The following is a 17142-nucleotide window of genomic DNA, read 5'->3' as shown; positions in this document are numbered from 1 at the left end:
CGCGCCCTTCGACACATCCTCTCTAACCAAGAAAAGGACTGACCCGATGAAAGCATGGCTCACCTCCACGGTCGCCGCCTCGGCGCTCGGCCTCGCGCTGGCAACCATTCCCGCCGCCGCCCAGGACAGTTCGGCCAAGGCACCGGACGCAGCTAGCGCTGCAGCGGTCACCGATGTCGCCTACACGCCCGATCCAGGCGCCAAGCAAGGCGGCGCGATCGTCATCACCTACAAGGACGATGTCGCAACGCTCGATCCGGCGATCGGCTATGATTGGCAGAACTGGTCGATGATCAAGAGCCTGTTTGGCGCGCTCATGGACTATGTGCCGGGAACGACCACCCTCCGTCCGGGCCTTGCCGAAAGCTACGACATCTCGGAAGACGGAACCGTCTTCACCTTCCATCTGCGCAAGGGCGTCAAGTTCCACAATGGCCGCGAGATGACGGCGGACGACGTGAAATATTCGCTGGATCGCGTGACCACCCCGAAGACCCAGAGCCCCGGTGCCGGTTTCTTCGGCTCGATCAAGGGTTACGACCAGATGGCCGACGGGAGCGCTGAATCCCTCGAAGGCGTGACCACCGTCGATCCCTTGACCGTGAAGATCGAATTGTCTCGGCCGGACGCGACCTTCCTGCATGTCATGGCGCTGAACTTCTCCTCCATCGTGCCCAAGGAGGCAGTGGAGGAATACGGCGCCGATTTCGGCAAGCACCCGGTCGGGACCGGCGCGTTCAAGCTGGCGGAATGGACACTTGGCCAACGCCTCGTGTTTCAGAAAAACCCCGACTACTGGCGCGACGGCGTTCCCTATCTCGACCAGATCACCTTCGAAATCGGACAGGAGCCGATCGTCGCGCTGCTGCGCCTTCAGAGCGGTGAAGTGGACATTCCCGGCGACGGCATTCCGCCGGCGAAGTTCCAGGAGGTCATGAACGATCCCGAGCAGAAGGCCCGAGTGGTCGAAGGTGGCCAGTTGCAGACCGGCTACATCACCATGAACACGCAGATGGAGCCCTTCGACAAGAAGGAGGTTCGCGAGGCGGTCAACATGGCGATCAACAAGGACCGCATCGTCCAGATGATCAACAATCGGGCACTACCGGCCAACCAGCCGCTGCCGCCGTCGATGCCGGGTTATGACAAGAGCTTCGAAGGCTATCCCTATGATCCGGCGAAGGCCAAGGAGATGCTGGCCGAAGCCGGCTTTGCGGATGGTTTCCAGACCGAACTCTTCGTCATGAACACCGATCCGAACCCACGCATCGCCCAGGCGATCCAGCAGGATCTATCGCAGATCGGCATCAAGGCCGACATCCAGGCTCTGGCCCAGGCGAACGTGATCGCCGCCGGCGGCGAGAAGGACGGCGCGCCGATGATCTGGTCGGGCGGCATGGCCTGGATCGCCGACTTCCCGGATCCGTCGAACTTCTATGGGCCGATCCTGGGCTGCGACGGCGCGGTGCCGGGCGGCTGGAACTGGTCCTGGTACTGCAACGAGGAACTCGACAAGAAGGCCGCCGCGGCGGACGCGATCGTCGATCCGGCGAAAGCCGAGGAACGCGCCAAGATGTGGAGCGAGATCTACGGGGCGATCATGGCCGATGCGCCGTGGGTGCCGGTGTTCAACGAGCAGCGCTTCACCATGAAGTCGAAGCGTATGGGCGGTGCCGACAACCTGTATGTCGATCCCGTCCATATCCCGATCAACTACGATTATGTGTTCGTCACCGATGTGCAGTAACTGCGACTACACGATCCACGCCCGGCAGCATCATTTCGGCTGGGACAATTCGTTCGAACCGGTCGCGCGTGTCGCGCCCGGTTCGACGATCGAATTCGAATGTCTCGACTCATCGGCCGGGCAACTGACCCCGGATTCGACCGTGGACGACGTGAGGACTCTCGACTTCGGCAAGATCAACCCGGTCAACGGGCCGATCTTCGTCGAGGGGGCCGAGCCCGGCGACGCGCTAAAGATCACCATCGAGGCGTTCAAGCCGTCCGGCTTCGGCTGGACGGCCAACATTCCGGGCTTCGGCCTCCTCGCCGACGACTTCAAGGAGCCGGCGCTGACGATCTGGAAATACGATCCGGCCAGTCTTGAGCCGGCGCTTTTCGGCAGCCAGGGCAGGGTGCCGCTCAAGCCCTTCGCCGGAACGATCGGCAACGCCCCGGCCGAGGCTGGGCACCACTCGATCGTCCCGCCGCGCCGGGTCGGCGGCAATTTGGACATCCGGGATCTTGCCGCTGGCACGGTATTGTACCTGCCGGTGGAGGTCGCGGGCGCATTGTTCTCGGTCGGCGACACCCACGCGGCACAGGGCGACGGCGAGGTCTGCGGCACCGCCATCGAAAGCCCGATGAACACGGTGCTGACCCTCGATCTGGTCAAGGATGCGCGGCTCAAGATGCCCCGCTTCACGACGCCCGGACCGGTCACCCGTCATCTCGACGCCAAGGGCTACGAGGTGACGACAGGGATCGGCTCCGACCTGATGGAGGGAGCGAAAGCCGCCGTCTCGCAGATGGTCGATCTGCTGGCCGGGCGTTACCAGATCGATCCGGTGGACGCGTATATGCTGGTCTCGACCTGCGGCGACCTGCGGATCTCGGAGATCGTCGACATGCCTAACTGGGTCGTCTCCTTCTACTTCCCGCGCTGCGTCTTCGAATGAGACTCGCGGGACGCCACGAACGGTCCGGGGCGTTCTTCGCCCCGGCTGGTACGAAGATGGGCGGGGAGGCGGCGGCGGCACCCGTGCTGATCGTCGACAGACTAACCGTCGTGGTGGGCGGCGAGGGCGGTCCACGGCCTGTCGTATCGGAGCTCGCCTTCACGCTCGGTCGCGGCGAAACGCTATGCATCGCCGGGGAATCCGGTTCGGGCAAGTCGATGACGGCGCTGGCAATCATGGGGCTCCTGCCCAAGCCAGGGGCGCGCATCGAGGCCGGCACGATCCGGTTCGGCGACACCGACCTGGCCACGCTGGACGAAGCAGCGATGCGGCGCGTACGCGGCGACCGGATTGCGATGATCTTCCAGGAACCGATGACCTCCCTCAACCCGGTGCTGACCATCGGCCGGCAACTGGTCGAGGCGATCGAGGCGCATGAACGGGTCTCGCGCGTGCAGGCGCGGCGCCGGGCGATCGAAGCGCTGACGGCGGTACGCATCACGGAAGCAGCCAGCCGCATGACCCAGCATCCGCACGAGTTGTCGGGCGGCATGCGGCAACGCGTGATGATCGCCATGGCGCTGGCACTGCGGCCCGACGTGCTCATCGCCGACGAGCCGACGACCGCGCTCGACGTCACCGTGCAGGGCGAGGTGCTCGAGCTGCTGCGCCAGCTCCAACGCGATCTTGGCACGGCGATCATCCTGATCACCCACGACATGGGAGTGGTCGCCGAAATGGCGGACCGCGTCATCGTCCTGCGCGAGGGTCGTATGGTGGAAGCGGGCGCGGCGGAGGCGATCTTCGCCAATCCACAGGCCGCCTATACGAAGGAACTGCTGGCAGCAGTTCCCCGGATCGGCGGCGGGGCCGGGCGTGTCGTGACGCGGCCCACAAGCAACGCCGCAGCGCCTTCGGTGGTCTCAGTGCGCGATCTCACTGTCCATTTTGACCTTCACGGGGGCTTTCTCGGTCGGGTCGACCGCCGGGTTCACGCGGTGGAGGGCGTTTCCTTCGAGGTCGGCGCGGGCGAGACGCTGTCGCTGGTCGGCGAATCGGGCTGCGGCAAGTCGACTACTGCCAAGGCCCTGGCCGGACTGGTGCCCTACGGCGGCGACATCGTCGTCGGCGGACGCAATATGGCAGGTCTCGCCCGCCAGGACGCCAAGGCGATGCGTCGCGATATCCAGATGATCTTCCAGGATCCCTTCGCTTCGCTCGATCCGCGCATGACCGTCGGCGACCTTGTGGCGGAGCCGATGGTGATCCACGGGATCGCGACGGGCGCGGAACGCCGTGAGCGAGTCGCCGGCTTGTTCGAACGCGTCGGGCTGTCGCCGGATCAGATGAGCCGCTATGCGCACGAGTTCTCGGGGGGCCAGCGCCAACGCATCTGCATTGCCCGAGCGCTAGCGCTGCGGCCGAAGCTGATCGTCGCCGACGAAAGCGTCTCCGCACTCGACGTCTCGGTGCAGGCGCGTGTGCTCGAACTTCTGCGCGAATTGCAGGCCGACTTCGGCATCGCGTATCTGTTCATTTCCCATGACATGGCAGTGGTCGAGAACATCTCCGACCGTGTCGCGGTCATGTATCTCGGCCAGATCGTCGAGACCGGGACTCGCGATCAGATTTTCTCCAACCCCCGGCATCCCTATACCCGTCGGCTGATCGAAGCAGTTCCGGTGCCGGATCCGACGCGGCGGCGACCGCATTTTCCTCGCCTCGACCAGGAGATCCCGAGCCCCGTGAGGAAGCTGGGCGATGCGCCGGCGCGATTGGTGCTGGTCGATCACGGCGCCGGCCATCTGGTGGCGGCATGAGCCAGGCCGGCGCCATGTCATCGGCAGATTCCGAAACCGTCCTGACGCTCGAAAACTTTGCGCTGCGCTTCCAGCCGGGCAAGAACCTTGTCGACGGTGTCGGCTTTTCCGTCCGCCGCCGCGAGACGCTGGCGATTGTCGGCGAATCCGGTTGCGGCAAGAGCGTCACGGCGCTCGCCTTGATGGGCCTTTTGCCGATGCCGCCGGCTCAAATCGTCTCGGGAACTGCGCTGTTCGAGAACAAGGACCTGTTTGCGATGGGCTCAGCCGAACGGGCTAATCTGCGGGGCAATCGCATTTCGATGATCTTCCAGGAGCCGATGACCTCGCTGAACCCGGCCTTCACCGTCGGTGATCAGATCATCGAGGGCATCCGTCGGCATCGAAAAATCGGCAAGGCAGCGGCGCGGCAGGTCGCGCTGGAGATGCTGCGCAAGGTGCGCATTCCGGCGCCCGAAAGCCGGCTCGATGCCTATCCGCACCAACTCTCCGGCGGCATGCGCCAGCGCGTGATGATCGCGATGGCGCTCGCTAATGCGCCGCAGCTTCTCATCGCCGACGAGCCGACGACGGCGCTCGACGTAACCATCCAGGCGCAGATCCTGGCGCTGATCGACGAGTTGCGGCGCGAAACCGGCACGGCGGTGATCCTGATCACCCACGATCTCGGGGTCGTTGCCGAAAGCGCGGACCGGGTGGCGGTGATGTATGCCGGTCACGTCGTTGAGACCGGCCCCGTCGCCAAGGTCTTCGGCGATCCGCAGCATCCCTATACGATTGGCCTCATGGGGGCGATCCCGTCGTTGGGCACCCGCGTCGCACGTCTCGCAACGATTCCCGGCACCGTACCGTCGATCGAGCGCATGCCTGACGGCTGCCGCTTCGCGCCCCGTTGTCCATTCGCGCAAGAGCGCTGCCGTGCAGCCCCGCCGCCGCTCGACATCGTTGGTGGAAACGATGACCACCGAGCCGCCTGCTTCTTCGCGCCGATCGAGAACCATTTCGCGGAGGTTGCCTGATGGCCGCCGCCTTTCCCATCCTGGAAACCACCGACCTCGTCAAGCATTTCGGCGGGGGCCGGCAATGGTTGAAGCGCTCTCCGTTGGTGCAAGCGGTGAACGGGATTTCGATTCGCGTTTTCGAGGGAGAGACGCTGGCCGTCGTCGGTGAATCCGGCTGCGGCAAGTCGACCCTCGGCAGGCTGCTCATCCGTCTCTTGGCGCCGACCTCCGGCGACGTGATCTATCGCGGGCGCAATCTCGGCAATCTGTCTTCGACCGAGATGCGCAACCTGCGTCGCGAGCTGCAGATCGTCTTCCAGGATCCATTTGCCTCCCTGAACCCAAGAATGAGCGTTGCCGACATCGTCGGCGAGCCGATCTGGCTGCACGAGACCCTGTCCACGGCCGAACGGCGCGACCGTGTGCTGGAGATATTCGAGATCGTGGGCCTTCGCCCCGACATGGCCGACCGTTACCCGCACGAATTCTCAGGCGGCCAGCGCCAGCGCATCGGCGTCGCGCGGGCATTGGCGGCGAAGCCCACGCTGATCCTCGGCGACGAGCCGGTCTCGGCCCTTGACGTCTCGATCCAGGCGCAGATCGTAAATCTGCTGGAAGAGCTGAAGGATCGGTTGACGCTGACGCTGGTCATCGTCGCTCACGACCTTGCGGTCATCAAGCACATGAGCGATCGGGTCGCGGTGATGTATCTCGGCGAGATTGTCGAGCTCGCCACGACCGAGGACCTCTATGCCGACCCGCTCCACCCCTACACGCGGGCATTGCTGGCGGCGATCCCGCAGGCGAGTGCGGCGGCCAGAGGAACGATCGAGCCGCTGGAAGGCGATGTTCCGAGTCCGTCGGCGCCTCCCTCCGGTTGCCGCTTCCACACTCGCTGCCCGCATGCGCGCCCGGTCTGCTCGGTGGAATCGCCGGTCCTCGAGGCCGTCGGCGCCAGCGAGCGCCGGGTCGCTTGTCATTTCTGGAAGGAGATTCAGGACGCTGGCGGCAGCCCGCGGATCATCGCACGGCAAAGCGAGCCACTGAAGCGACGACTTGCCCTCTTCACCGCGTGCCAGACTGGCCGCGCTGAACTGACCACCCCTCTTACCGCAACCGAACAGGGAACCTGACCATGAAGACCTCGATGAAACTGGCGCTGTTCGCCACGGCGTTGTTGACGTCGACCTCCGCCTACGCCCAGGCGTTTCGCATAGGTCTGGCGGAAGATCCGGACGTGCTCGATCCCGACCGCGCCCGCACCTATGTCGGCCGCATCGTCTTCACCTCGCTCTGCGACAAGCTGGTCGACATCACGCCGAAGCTTGATTTCGTGCCGCAGCTGGCGACGGAATGGTCGTGGAACGACGACAAGACGGCGCTCACCTTCAAGCTGCGCGACGGCGTCACCTTCCACGACGGCACGACATTCGATGCCGAGGCGGTCAAGGCGAATATCGAGCGCTCGACGACACTCTCGGATTCCAACCGCAAGAGCGAACTGAACGCGGTCGAGAGCGTCACCGTCGACGATCCGCTGACGGTAACGATCAATCTCAAGCATCCCGACGCGCCGTTGCTCGCCACGCTTTCGGACCGCGCCGGCATGATGATGTCGCCGCAGGCCTTCGCCGAGGGCAAGGAATTCTCGCAAGCTCCGGTGTGCTCCGGACCTTACGAGTTCGTTCGCCGCGTCCAGAACGACCGGATCGAGCTGAAGAAGTACGAAAACTATTGGAACGCCGCCGAGTATCCGATCGAGGCCGTAACCTTCCAGCCGATCACCGACGCTACCGTGAAACTCGCCAATCTGCGCGCCGGCGACCTCGATATGCTGGAGCGCCTCGCTCCGTCGGACGTCCCGTCGGTCAAGGACGATACGAGCCTGCAATTCGTGCCGGTCACCGGCCTCGGCTACGGGTCGATCCGCTTCAACGTCAACAATGGCGATAGGGCGAAGCAACCGATCGGCGCCGACAAGCGGGTGCGCCAGGCGTTCCAATACGCCGTCGGCCGCGACATCATCGATCAGGTCGCGGGCAATGGGATCTTTCCCCCGGCCCAGCAGCCGTTCCCACCGTCGAGCCCGTTTCTGAGCGACAAGTTCCCGGTCACCGAGCGCAATCTCGACAAGGCCAAGGAACTCCTGAAGGAGGCGGGCGTCGAGAATCCGTCCTTCGAACTCGTCTTCGGCACCGGCTCGGCCAACCAGCAGCTCGCCGAACTGATCCAGGCGATGGCGGCGGAAGCGGGCTTCCAAATCAATCTGCGCGCCACCGAGTTCGCGGCCATGCAGCAGGAGATGGAGCAGGGCAATTTCGATGCAGCGATCATCAACTGGTCCGGCCGTGTCGATCCGGATGGCAATATCTACACATTCGTTGCCTGCGACGGAAATCTCAACGACTCGAAATACTGCAACGAAGAGGTCGACAAGAATCTCAATGCGGCACGACTCGAGACTGATGTCGCCACGCGAAAGCCGCTTTACGATGCCGCGCAGGCGATCCTGCAGGACGATCTGCCGCTGATGTACACCTACTATCAGCCCTGGCCCTTCGTGCTGGCCACGAACGTCAAGGGCTTCGAGCCCTATCCCGACGGCATGATCCGCCTGAAGGGCATGAGCGTCGAGAAGTAGGCCCAGGCACACCGCGACCGGCGGCGGGCGAGGATCGCCCGCCGCCTCTTTCATGGAGCTTTTCATGGGCCAGTTGATCCTCAGGCGCATCCTCGTCGCCATCCCGACGATCATCATCGTGTCGATGCTGGTCTTTGCCCTGCAGAAGCTTCTGCCGGGCGACCCGGCACTGATGATCGCCGGCGAGGAACGCGATCCCAAGGTGGTGGAGTTCATTCGCGAGAAATATCGCCTCAACGACCCGCTGCCGGTGCAGTATGGCGCCTGGGTGACGCAGATAGCGCAGGGCGATTTTGGCAGGTCGCTCCGCACCGACGTGCTGGTGACGACGCTGATCGCCCAAAAGCTGCCGGTAACCATCCAGCTCGCCGTCATGGCCATGATCGTCGCGATACTGGTCGGAGTTCCCGCCGGCATATTAGCGGCCGTCAAAAAGGGCACGATCACCGACTATCTCGCCAATTTCTTCGCCTTGTCGGGCTTGTCGATTCCGAACTTCTGGCTCGGAATCCTCCTGATCTTTCTGGTCTCGGTGCAACTCGGCTGGCTACCGGCGTCCGGCTATGTTTCGCCGGCGCGCGATCTCGGGTTGTCGATCAAGACCATGCTGATGCCGGCGTTTGTCCTGGGCACGGCCCTTGCAGCGACCTTGATGCGCCACACGCGCTCGGCGATGATCGAGGTCCTGGGCGCCGACTATATCCGCACGGCGCGGGCCAAGGGTCTTTATGAGCGCACCGTGATCATGAAGCACGCGATGCGCAACGCCCTGGTGCCGATCGTCACCTTGATGACGCTGCTCTTCGGCGAACTCCTCGGCGGCGCTGTGCTGACCGAGCAGATCTTCTCCATCCCCGGCTTCGGGAAGCTCGTCGTCGACGCGGTGTTCACGCGCGACTATGCCGTCGTCCAGGGCATTGTCCTGTGCACCGCGATCGGCTTCATCGTCATGAATCTCCTCGCCGACGTCGTCTACATTCTGATCAACCCGCGGCTGAGGGGCGCCTGACATGTCCGATGCGCTTCCGATCACGGCCGCAGACGTCAAGGTGCCGGAGGTAAATGTCCCGGACGCGGCGTTGCCGAAGGCCGGAAACAGGGCACTGAAGAAATTCCTTGCCAGCAAGGCGGCGATCTTCGGAGGCCTCGTCGTCCTTGTCTTCGTAACCGTCGCGATCCTCGCGCCGCTGATCGCCACCGACGACCCGTTGAAGACGAGCTTCCTGACGATCCGCAAGGCGCCGTCGCTGGCCAATTATTTCGGTACCGACGAACTGGGGCGCGACGTCTTCAGCCGCATGGCCTTCGGCGCTCGGGCGTCGTTGCTGGCAGGCGTCGTGTCCGTGGCGATCGCGGTGATCGTCGGGGTGCCCTTGGGCATCCTTGCCGGCTTCTTCGGCGGCTGGACCGACATGGCGATCTCGCGAGTCGCCGACGCGCTCCTGTCGATCCCCTTCCTGATCCTCGCCATCGCGCTCGCCGCCTTCCTGGGACCGAGCCTCACCAATGCGATGATCGCTATCGGCTTCTCGCAGACGCCGATCTTCATCAGGTTGGCGCGCGCGCAGACGCTGTCGGTCAAGTCTGAGGACTATGTCGAGGGTGCCGAGGCGATCGGCTTGCCGAATCGGTGGATCTTGATCCGTTACGTCTTCCCGAACATCCTGCCGCCGCTGATCGTCCAGGCGACGCTGACCATCGCGACCGCCATCATCGCCGAGGCCAGCCTGTCCTTCCTGGGGCTTGGCCAGCAGCCACCTGACCCGTCTTGGGGTTCGATGCTCAACACGGCGAAAAACTACATGGGCCAGGCGCCCTGGATGTCGATTTTCCCCGGCGTCGCCATCTTCCTTCTTGTCCTGGGATTCAATCTCCTCGGGGACGGTTTGCGGGACGCGCTCGATCCGCGTCAGAGCTGATCAGCCTTTATACCAACCTGCGGTGATAGGAACCCATTCGACCGGGACGATCGCCGCAGGTTGGTATGAGGCCGCCAGGAGCCGCCCAAGTGACGTGCGGGCCGGTTTTATCGATCTCGGCTGCCTATCGGGTCTTCGTCGGCGGTGTTACGGCATCTGCAGCGCGGCAATTGCGTCTCGGCGGACAGGCTTTCTCCCTTTTCGGGAAAGGCCAGCGCCATATCTCGGGATGTCTAGTCAATCGTTCGGCCAGTCTTTCGGTCGGCGCGTGAGTCGGACAGGTGATTTGACATTGGACGAGAACCTTGAGGTCGGGCGGTTGCGGCATTCATGATCCGCCTCCTGTCCTACAACATCCACCGCTGCATCGGGACGGATCGCAAGCTGTCGCCGGAGCGGATCGCCGAGGTCATTGCCGAGTGCGACGCGGATATCGTCGCGCTTCAGGAGGTCGATGTCGGCCGCAGGCGGACGGGGGCGGCCGATCAGGCTGCTGACATCGCGCGCCTCCTCGGCATGATGACCCACTTCCATCCGGCGCTCACCGTCCAGGAAGAACAGTATGGCGATGCGATCCTGACGCGGCGTCCGTCACGGTTGATGCAAGCCGGGCCGCTGCCGGGACTTGCGGGGCGGCCGAATCTGGAGCCCCGTGGCGCGTTATGGGTGTCCGTGGATGTGGCGGGAAAGGAGTTGCAGGTGATCAACACCCATTTCGGTCTCAATGGCGGCGAACGCTTGCGTCAGGCCGAGACCGTGCTGGGCGACGATTGGCTGGCGCATCCCCGGTGCCAGGATCCCGCTGTCCTGATAGGCGACTTTAATGCGGTCCCACGGTCCCGCGCCTACCGGCGGCTGGCGCAAGATCTGTCGGAAGCCCGCCATCTGGCCGGGAATTGCGATCCGGGCGCGACCTTCCCGAGCCGGCTGCCGCTACTGCGTATCGATCACGCCTTCCTGCGTGGCGCCGTCTCCGTTCGATCCGTGAGGAGCATCCGGACGCCGCTGACGCGGATCGCGTCCGATCACCTGCCGCTGCTGCTCGAACTCGAGCTGACACCGCTGCCGCCCGCCAACGGAGCCACCTGATGACCGACACCGTCAACGAGGATCGCGCAGTTGCGGGATCGGATGAAGACTCGCAGGGCGACGCGATCTCGTGGCGCATATGGCTGATGCGCGGGATGGTCGTGGCGGGAATGCTGCTGGCGGGTTGGCTGCTCTACCGCACGCTCGGTCGCTACAGCTTCGACGAGCTTGTCCAATCTGTCACGTCGTTTCCGCTCGGTCGGCTCGCGAGCGCCGGACTATTCGCCGCCGCGAGCTATCTTTGTCTCACCGGCTTCGACGCCCTCGCGGTTCGTTACGTCGGCAAGCGCCTGGCTTATCCGCGTGTCGCGCTTACCTCGTTCGTCTCATTGTCGTTGGGCCACAGCATCGGCTTTGCCGGCCTCAGCAGCGGGGCGATCCGCTACCGTTTCTATTCCAGATGGGGGCTTTCGGCCGGAGATGTTTCCAAGATCATTCTATTTTCGGGAATGACCGTCGGGGTCGGCCTGGCGACGCTCGGCGGGGTGTCGATCCTCTTACGCCCGGCGCTGGCGGCCAAGCTGATCGGTGTCTCGCAACCGCTTGTCTTGGCATTGGGCATCGGATCCTTGGCCGCGACGGCTCTCTACCTCGTTGCCGCGGCCTTCGTCAAAGGCCGTCTGCGCATCCGGAAATGGACGCTGGAGATGCCCGATCTTCGGCTTGCGCTAGCCCAGGTCGCTGTCGGCAGCCTGAATTTCGCGCTGGTCGCGGCATGCCTTCACCAGGCGCTCAGCGCGGTCACGGAGATTCCCTATCTGACCGCCGCCACGGCGTTCGTACTGGCCAATATGGGCGTCCTCATCACGCATGTACCCGGCGGTCTCGGCATTATCGAGGCCGTGGTCGTGTACCTGCTGCCGCAGGCCAACGTGATCGGGGCGCTGCTGGTCTTCCGCTTCGTCTATTTTCTCGCCCCGCTCGTCATCGGCAGCATCGTGTTCGCGGTGACCGAACTGGTCTGGCGCGGCAAGGCGTCAAAGGACGTGTCGGCAGAGAGGTGACTACCGCTTGTGCCACAGCCAGCTTGACAGGTTGAACGGCCGGGTCGGGTCGAGCAAGCTGGTGAAGGGAATGCGCCGCGACGGTCCGCGATCCGACATCGCCGCGAAGGGACGGAGCCGTCCGGCATCATTCAAGCGGTCGATCGCCCGGACCAGCGATCCCTCCGCCGCGATCGCTTCGGCGACACGTGAGGGATCGACCGCAAGATGTTCGCCGACAAGCTGGTTTCGTAGCCGCTCGATCGCCTGGCGGGACGGCGTGTCGTTTGCCTCGACGCCGATATCGCATTCGGTGTCGAGCCCGAGCGAGCGGTTGTTGAGATTGGAAGAGCCGACCCTGAGAAAGCTGTCGTCAACGACGATCAGCTTGGCGTGGATCAGGATTTCAGCGTCATCGCGGCTTCCATCCGACAGCGGATAGAAGACCCGCAGCCGCTTGAACCGATCGGCCTTGCGCAGGCGGCGAATGAGCCGATCGCGATTCAAGCCCATGGCGATCTGTTCGATGAAACCGTTGAGGGTCTGTGTCGTCACGATGACGATTTCGGGGCCGTCGGCTCGCGCCAGCGCCTTAGCGAGGATGCCAGCGACCATCGGTGCCGCGAGATATTGCGTCTCAATGTAGATGGTATGCCGCGCGGCCGACAGCGCGTCGGCGATCAGTGCCGCCACCTCATGCACCGGTGAATGCCCGTTCCAGCCGGGCAGGGTACAGGCGACGCCGAGGGGAACATCTTCGAAGTCGGGAACCACGTCCTTCGGCCAGAGGTCGACCCGGTCGCTCAGTGGGGCAAGGTCTTCCTTCGTCGCTCGGCACCAACGCAACCGAGCGATGTCGGCCACCTGCGCCGCGGCATCCGAATCGACCACCATCTGCATGTCGTGAACCGGCCGGTACGCGTCGCCGTCGGCCCGCCTTGCGGGATCCTCCGGCGCATGACCGGGACTGTCCCAGCGCTCGACGGTGAGGTCGATGCCCCCGGCGAATGCCAGACTGTCGTCGATGCTGACGATCTTCTGGTGATGCGCGGCATAGAGCGGGTGATCGCTGTCGAGACGCACAGTGATGCGGGGGTGGTCCTGCCAGTCCGCGCCGAAGATCAGATCCATCGAACTGCCGGGCGCGTGCGCCAGCGCCACGCTCCAGACCAGGATTCGAACTTCCAGCTCCGGGTTGGCTTCCACCAACTCGCGCAGCAGTGGACCCAGGGCATCGTGCCCATTCCCGTCTTCGTCGCGCCGCAGGTGGATATGCCCGTCGAAATCCCAGCCAACGATAAAGATCGACCGCCGCGCCATACGCAGAGATTCCGCGAGACGCGGAAAATATTCGCTGCCATCGACAAGAAGAGCGGCGCGGCGGGTGAGAGTGACATCGCGGCAATTGCGCCCCGCCTTCAGAATTCGGGTCACGGGCTCGCTCGTTTGGCCGGAAGCGATGGATTGTCCTGTGTCGTCGAGATACTGCATGAGTTCCTGAGCCGTGCCGTTTTCCATTCCGCTCATAACAGCCGTCGCAACCTCTGCCATCCCGGATGCGCCATTTTCAGTGATTTACAGTGAAGCTCCGATAGTCAGCCATGACATTGGTTCTCTCGCTGGGATCGATCATGCGAAGGCGGAGCGGTCGGCCGCAACGATCTCGCGGATAAATTCCGCCACGGCGGCGATGCGGCGCACGTCCCGGACGCTCTCGTGATAGACCAGCCAGTAGGCTCGGTGGATGGTCTGCTCCGGAAGCACGCGGACAAGGTCCGCGCGCCCCGTGGCCATGAATCCGTGCAGAATGCCGATGCCGGCGCCGGCGGCCACGGCCTCGGTCTGGCCCAGCGCGCTCGACACCTCGAAACGCGACGGCCACTCGGCGGTGACGTCGCCGTAATAGGCCAGTTTCGGACTGTACAAGAGGTCCTCGACGGCGCCGACAAGGCGGTGAACGGCGAGGTCCGCGAGCGTGCGCGGCTCTCCGTGTTCGGCGAGATAGGCCGGGGCGGCGTAAAGCCCGAGCGCATAGTCGGTGAGCTTGGCGGCGACCAGACGCCCCGCCTCGGGTCGTTCGATGGTGATGGCGATGTCGGCTTCGCGGCGCGAGATCGAAAAGGCGCGGGGCACCGGGACGAGTTGCACGGTGAGGTTCGGATGGCGCTGGGTCAATTGCCAGAGACGGGGGGCGAGGAAAACGGTGCCGAAGCCGTCCGGCGCGCCGACGCGCACGGTGCCGGACAGCGCGATGTCGGCGCCGCCGACCGCGGCGCGGGCGGCGAGCATGGCCGCTTCCATCCGTTCGGCCTGTTCCAGAAACGCTCGCCCGGTCTCGGTGAGTTCGCAGCCGTTCGGCCGGCGAACCAGAAGCCGGGCGCCGAAGGCCGTCTCCAGCGCTGTCAGCCGCCGCCCGACGGTCGCGTGGTTCAGTTCCAGCCGCCGCGCCGCGGCCAGAATCTGCCCGGCCCGCGCCACCGCGAGAAACAGCCGGGCGTCATCCCAATTCATGCCCATTTGCTCTGCTCCGGCCTGATGGACGTTACTTTTCGCACAATGGATGCGCGATGCGAAGGATTGGCTTTTCGCCCGTGCCGCGCGAGATAGACGGCAAGGCAAAATCCTGAGGAGGAACCAGATGGAACAGATCGGTCACTACATTGGCGGCAAGCGCGTCGCCGGCACCAGTGGACGCACCGCCGATGTCTTCAACCCCGCCACCGGCGAGGTCCAGGCCAAGGTCGCGCTGGCGAGCGCCGACGAGCTTCGCGCCGCCGTCGAGAACGCCAAGACGGCCCAGCCGGCGTGGGCGGCGACCAACCCACAGCGTCGCGCCCGCGTGATGATGAAGTTCGTCGAACTGCTCAATCGCGACATGGACAAGCTCGCCGAGGCGCTGTCGCGCGAGCACGGCAAGACCATCCCCGATGCCAAGGGCGACGTACAGCGCGGGCTCGAGGTCGTCGAGTTCTGCATCGGCCTCCCGCATCTTCTGAAGGGTGAATTCACCGAAGGCGCCGGTCCCGGCATCGACATCTATTCGATCCGCCAGCCGCTCGGCGTCGTCGCCGGCATCACCCCTTTCAACTTCCCTGCGATGATCCCGATGTGGAAGTTCGCGCCGGCGATCGCCTGCGGCAACGCCTTCATCCTCAAGCCCTCCGAGCGCGATCCGTCGGTGCCGATCATGCTCGCCGAACTGATGGTCGAGGCGGGGTTGCCGGAGGGTATTCTCAACGTCGTCAATGGCGACAAGGGCGCGGTCGACGCGATCCTTGACGACCCTGACATCCAGGCCATCGGCTTTGTCGGCTCGACCCCGATCGCCCAGTACATTTATTCGCGCGGCTGCGCCAACGGCAAGCGCGTCCAGTGCTTTGGCGGCGCCAAGAACCACATGATTATCATGCCCGACGCCGACATCGACAAGGCGGCCGACGCGTTGATCGGCGCCGGCTACGGGGCGGCTGGAGAGCGCTGCATGGCGGTCTCGGTCGCTGTCCCTGTCGGCAAGGAGACGGCCGACCGCCTGATCGAAAAGCTGATCCCGAGGGTCGAGGCGCTGAAGATCGCTCCCTATACGGCTGGCGACGACGTCGATATGGGACCGCTGGTCACCGGCGAGGCGAAAAAGCGCGTGTTGGGTCTCATCGACCGGGGCGTCGAGGAGGGCGCAAAGCTCGTCGTCGACGGTCGCGGCTTCAAGATGCAGGGATATGAGGACGGGTTCTTCGTCGGCGCCTGCCTGTTCGACGACGTCACCCGCGACATGGACATCTACAAGACCGAGATCTTCGGCCCCGTCCTGTCGGTGGTGCGCGCCAAGAACTACGAGGAAGCCCTGTCGCTGCCGATGGAGCACGAATACGGCAACGGCGTCGCGATCTACACCCGCGACGGCGACGCGGCACGCGACTTCGCCAGCCGCATCAATATCGGCATGGTCGGCGTCAACGTGCCGATCCCGGTGCCGCTCGCTTATTACACCTTCGGCGGCTGGAAGGCCTCCGGCTTCGGCGATCTCAACCAGCATGGCCCCGACGCTTTCCGCTTTTACACCCGGACCAAGACGGTGACCCAGCGCTGGCCGTCGGGCATCAAGGACGGCGCCGAATTCAACTTCAAGGCCATGGGCTGATCGCGATATCAAGATCGTGCATGCGAACGGGCGCCCAAGGGCGCCCGGTTTGCGTCGAGACGTCTGTGCGGCGGAAACAGCCGCAGCCGCGCAGTGGTCAGAATATTTCGAAGCGATAGACGCTGCGATGGCGATAGGTTTCGCCGGGGCGAAGCATCGATCGGCGACGGCGGTTTCGCGGCCTTCGAATTAGCGAAGTCGGCGCAGTTTCTGAGCGAGAATTTCACCGACATGCATCAGAGACCGGTTGAGCGCGACGAGATCCCCTGACGGGATGGAAGTCGCCAGATCGTCTTCCAGACGATGCCAAATATCGCGAATGGCGACCTGCGCCTCCTCGCCCATCGGGGTCAGCTGAACCATGGTCTGTCGGGCGTCTCGGATATTGGGCGTGCGCGCCACCAGCCCTCTATCGATCAGCCTGTCGAGCATCTTCGATATTGTTGAAGGTCGGACCGACAACTGGTCGGCAAGCATCGACACGCTCGTCGGATTGGCCGGGTCGAGTCTGTCGAGTAATTGATCCTGGCCGGGATGAAGACCAATTTCGGCCAGCAGCAGCGCCTGAAAGGCGCGTGTCGATTTCGCAATCGAAAGAAGCGAGGGGAGGATGGCCAATGACTGGCCGGCATCCATTCTGGCTTCCGATACAAGGGGGACTGTTATGTTCATATCCATGCCGGTTTATTGACCGATAGCCGGCCATCAATCTTTTAACTAGTTTATGAACGAAACTGGAATCGTAAGGGTTCCTTGTCGGGGAATGTCCCGGTCTCTGTTGAAACTCTGAAGTGGGCGGCGTTGCCCGCCTTGAGCCGTTAGGCTCGGGGTGCCGATTCCACTGAGGAGAGCAACGCCATGAAGAAAGAT

Annotated in this window: 14 protein-coding genes; 11 read left to right on the top strand and 3 right to left on the bottom strand. The window is 64.0% G+C overall.

Going from position 1 to position 17142, the window contains the following annotated elements; genetic code table 11:
- The first annotated feature begins 46 nt into the window (after positions 1–46).
- The 10 genes from VQ045_RS15635 to VQ045_RS15590 all read left to right on the top strand — a co-directional run bounded on the left by VQ045_RS15635 (position 47) and on the right by VQ045_RS15590 (position 12155).
- Positions 47–1747, top strand: coding sequence for an ABC transporter substrate-binding protein (locus VQ045_RS15635; protein ID WP_331830754.1), 1701 nt, complete (start codon positions 47–49; stop codon positions 1745–1747).
- Positions 1737–2681, top strand: a complete 945-nt coding sequence (locus VQ045_RS15630) for an acetamidase/formamidase family protein (protein ID WP_331830753.1) — start codon at positions 1737–1739, stop codon at positions 2679–2681. Before VQ045_RS15635 ends, VQ045_RS15630 begins: the two co-directional genes overlap by 11 nt.
- 56 nt (positions 2682–2737) lie before the next feature.
- The gene (locus VQ045_RS15625; RefSeq protein ID WP_331830778.1) at positions 2738–4501 is read left to right on the top strand and encodes an ABC transporter ATP-binding protein; all 1764 of its coding nucleotides are present in this window, start codon (positions 2738–2740) and stop codon (positions 4499–4501) included.
- A 14-nt stretch (positions 4502–4515) separates the two neighbouring features.
- Positions 4516–5520 carry an ABC transporter ATP-binding protein gene (locus VQ045_RS15620; protein ID WP_331830752.1) on the top strand — a complete coding sequence of 335 codons (1005 nt, stop codon included), beginning with the start codon at positions 4516–4518 and terminating at the stop codon, positions 5518–5520.
- Entirely contained in the window at positions 5520–6635 is a 1116-nt protein-coding gene (locus VQ045_RS15615) for an ABC transporter ATP-binding protein (RefSeq protein WP_331830751.1), read from the top strand. The genes VQ045_RS15620 and VQ045_RS15615 overlap by 1 nt, the downstream gene beginning before the upstream one ends.
- A 2-nt stretch (positions 6636–6637) precedes the next feature.
- Positions 6638–8143 (top strand): ABC transporter substrate-binding protein, encoded by a 1506-nt coding sequence (locus VQ045_RS15610; RefSeq protein ID WP_327646205.1) that lies wholly within the window; start codon positions 6638–6640, stop codon positions 8141–8143.
- A 64-nt stretch (positions 8144–8207) separates the two neighbouring features.
- Positions 8208–9152, top strand: coding sequence for an ABC transporter permease (locus VQ045_RS15605; protein ID WP_442879883.1), 945 nt, complete (start codon positions 8208–8210; stop codon positions 9150–9152).
- Between the two features lies 1 nt (position 9153).
- Positions 9154–10062, top strand: coding sequence for an ABC transporter permease (locus VQ045_RS15600; RefSeq protein WP_331830749.1), 909 nt, complete (start codon positions 9154–9156; stop codon positions 10060–10062).
- 330 nt (positions 10063–10392) lie between these two features.
- Positions 10393–11151, top strand: a complete 759-nt coding sequence (locus tag VQ045_RS15595; protein ID WP_327646209.1) for an endonuclease/exonuclease/phosphatase family protein — start codon at positions 10393–10395, stop codon at positions 11149–11151.
- Between the two features lie 65 nt (positions 11152–11216).
- Positions 11217–12155, top strand: a complete 939-nt coding sequence (locus tag VQ045_RS15590; RefSeq protein ID WP_442879884.1) for a lysylphosphatidylglycerol synthase domain-containing protein — start codon at positions 11217–11219, stop codon at positions 12153–12155.
- Here VQ045_RS15590 and VQ045_RS15585 read toward each other — a convergent pair whose 3' ends face one another.
- On the bottom strand, positions 12156–13661 hold the full coding sequence (locus VQ045_RS15585; protein ID WP_331830748.1) for a phospholipase D-like domain-containing protein: 1506 nt from the start codon (positions 13659–13661) through the stop codon (positions 12156–12158). It lies immediately after the preceding gene.
- 102 nt (positions 13662–13763) lie between these two features.
- Positions 13764–14645 (bottom strand): LysR family transcriptional regulator, encoded by an 882-nt coding sequence (locus VQ045_RS15580; protein WP_331830776.1) that lies wholly within the window; start codon positions 14643–14645, stop codon positions 13764–13766.
- Between the two features lie 127 nt (positions 14646–14772).
- Here VQ045_RS15580 and VQ045_RS15575 point away from each other — a divergent pair, with 127 nt between their 5' ends.
- On the top strand, positions 14773–16272 hold the full coding sequence (locus tag VQ045_RS15575) for a CoA-acylating methylmalonate-semialdehyde dehydrogenase (protein WP_331830747.1): 1500 nt from the start codon (positions 14773–14775) through the stop codon (positions 16270–16272).
- Positions 16273–16461: 189 nt separating this feature from the next.
- Here VQ045_RS15575 and VQ045_RS15570 read toward each other — a convergent pair whose 3' ends face one another.
- A complete protein-coding gene (locus VQ045_RS15570; RefSeq protein WP_331830746.1) occupies positions 16462–16908 on the bottom strand; it encodes a MarR family winged helix-turn-helix transcriptional regulator in 447 nt (148 codons plus the stop codon).
- Positions 16909–17142: the final 234 nt, after the last annotated feature.

Origin of the sequence: Aurantimonas sp. E1-2-R+4, from assembly GCF_036549515.1 — a bacterium.
GTDB classification, from domain to species: Bacteria; Pseudomonadota; Alphaproteobacteria; order Rhizobiales; family Rhizobiaceae; genus Aurantimonas; species Aurantimonas coralicida_A.
This window is presented reverse-complemented; position numbering and strand designations above follow the sequence as displayed.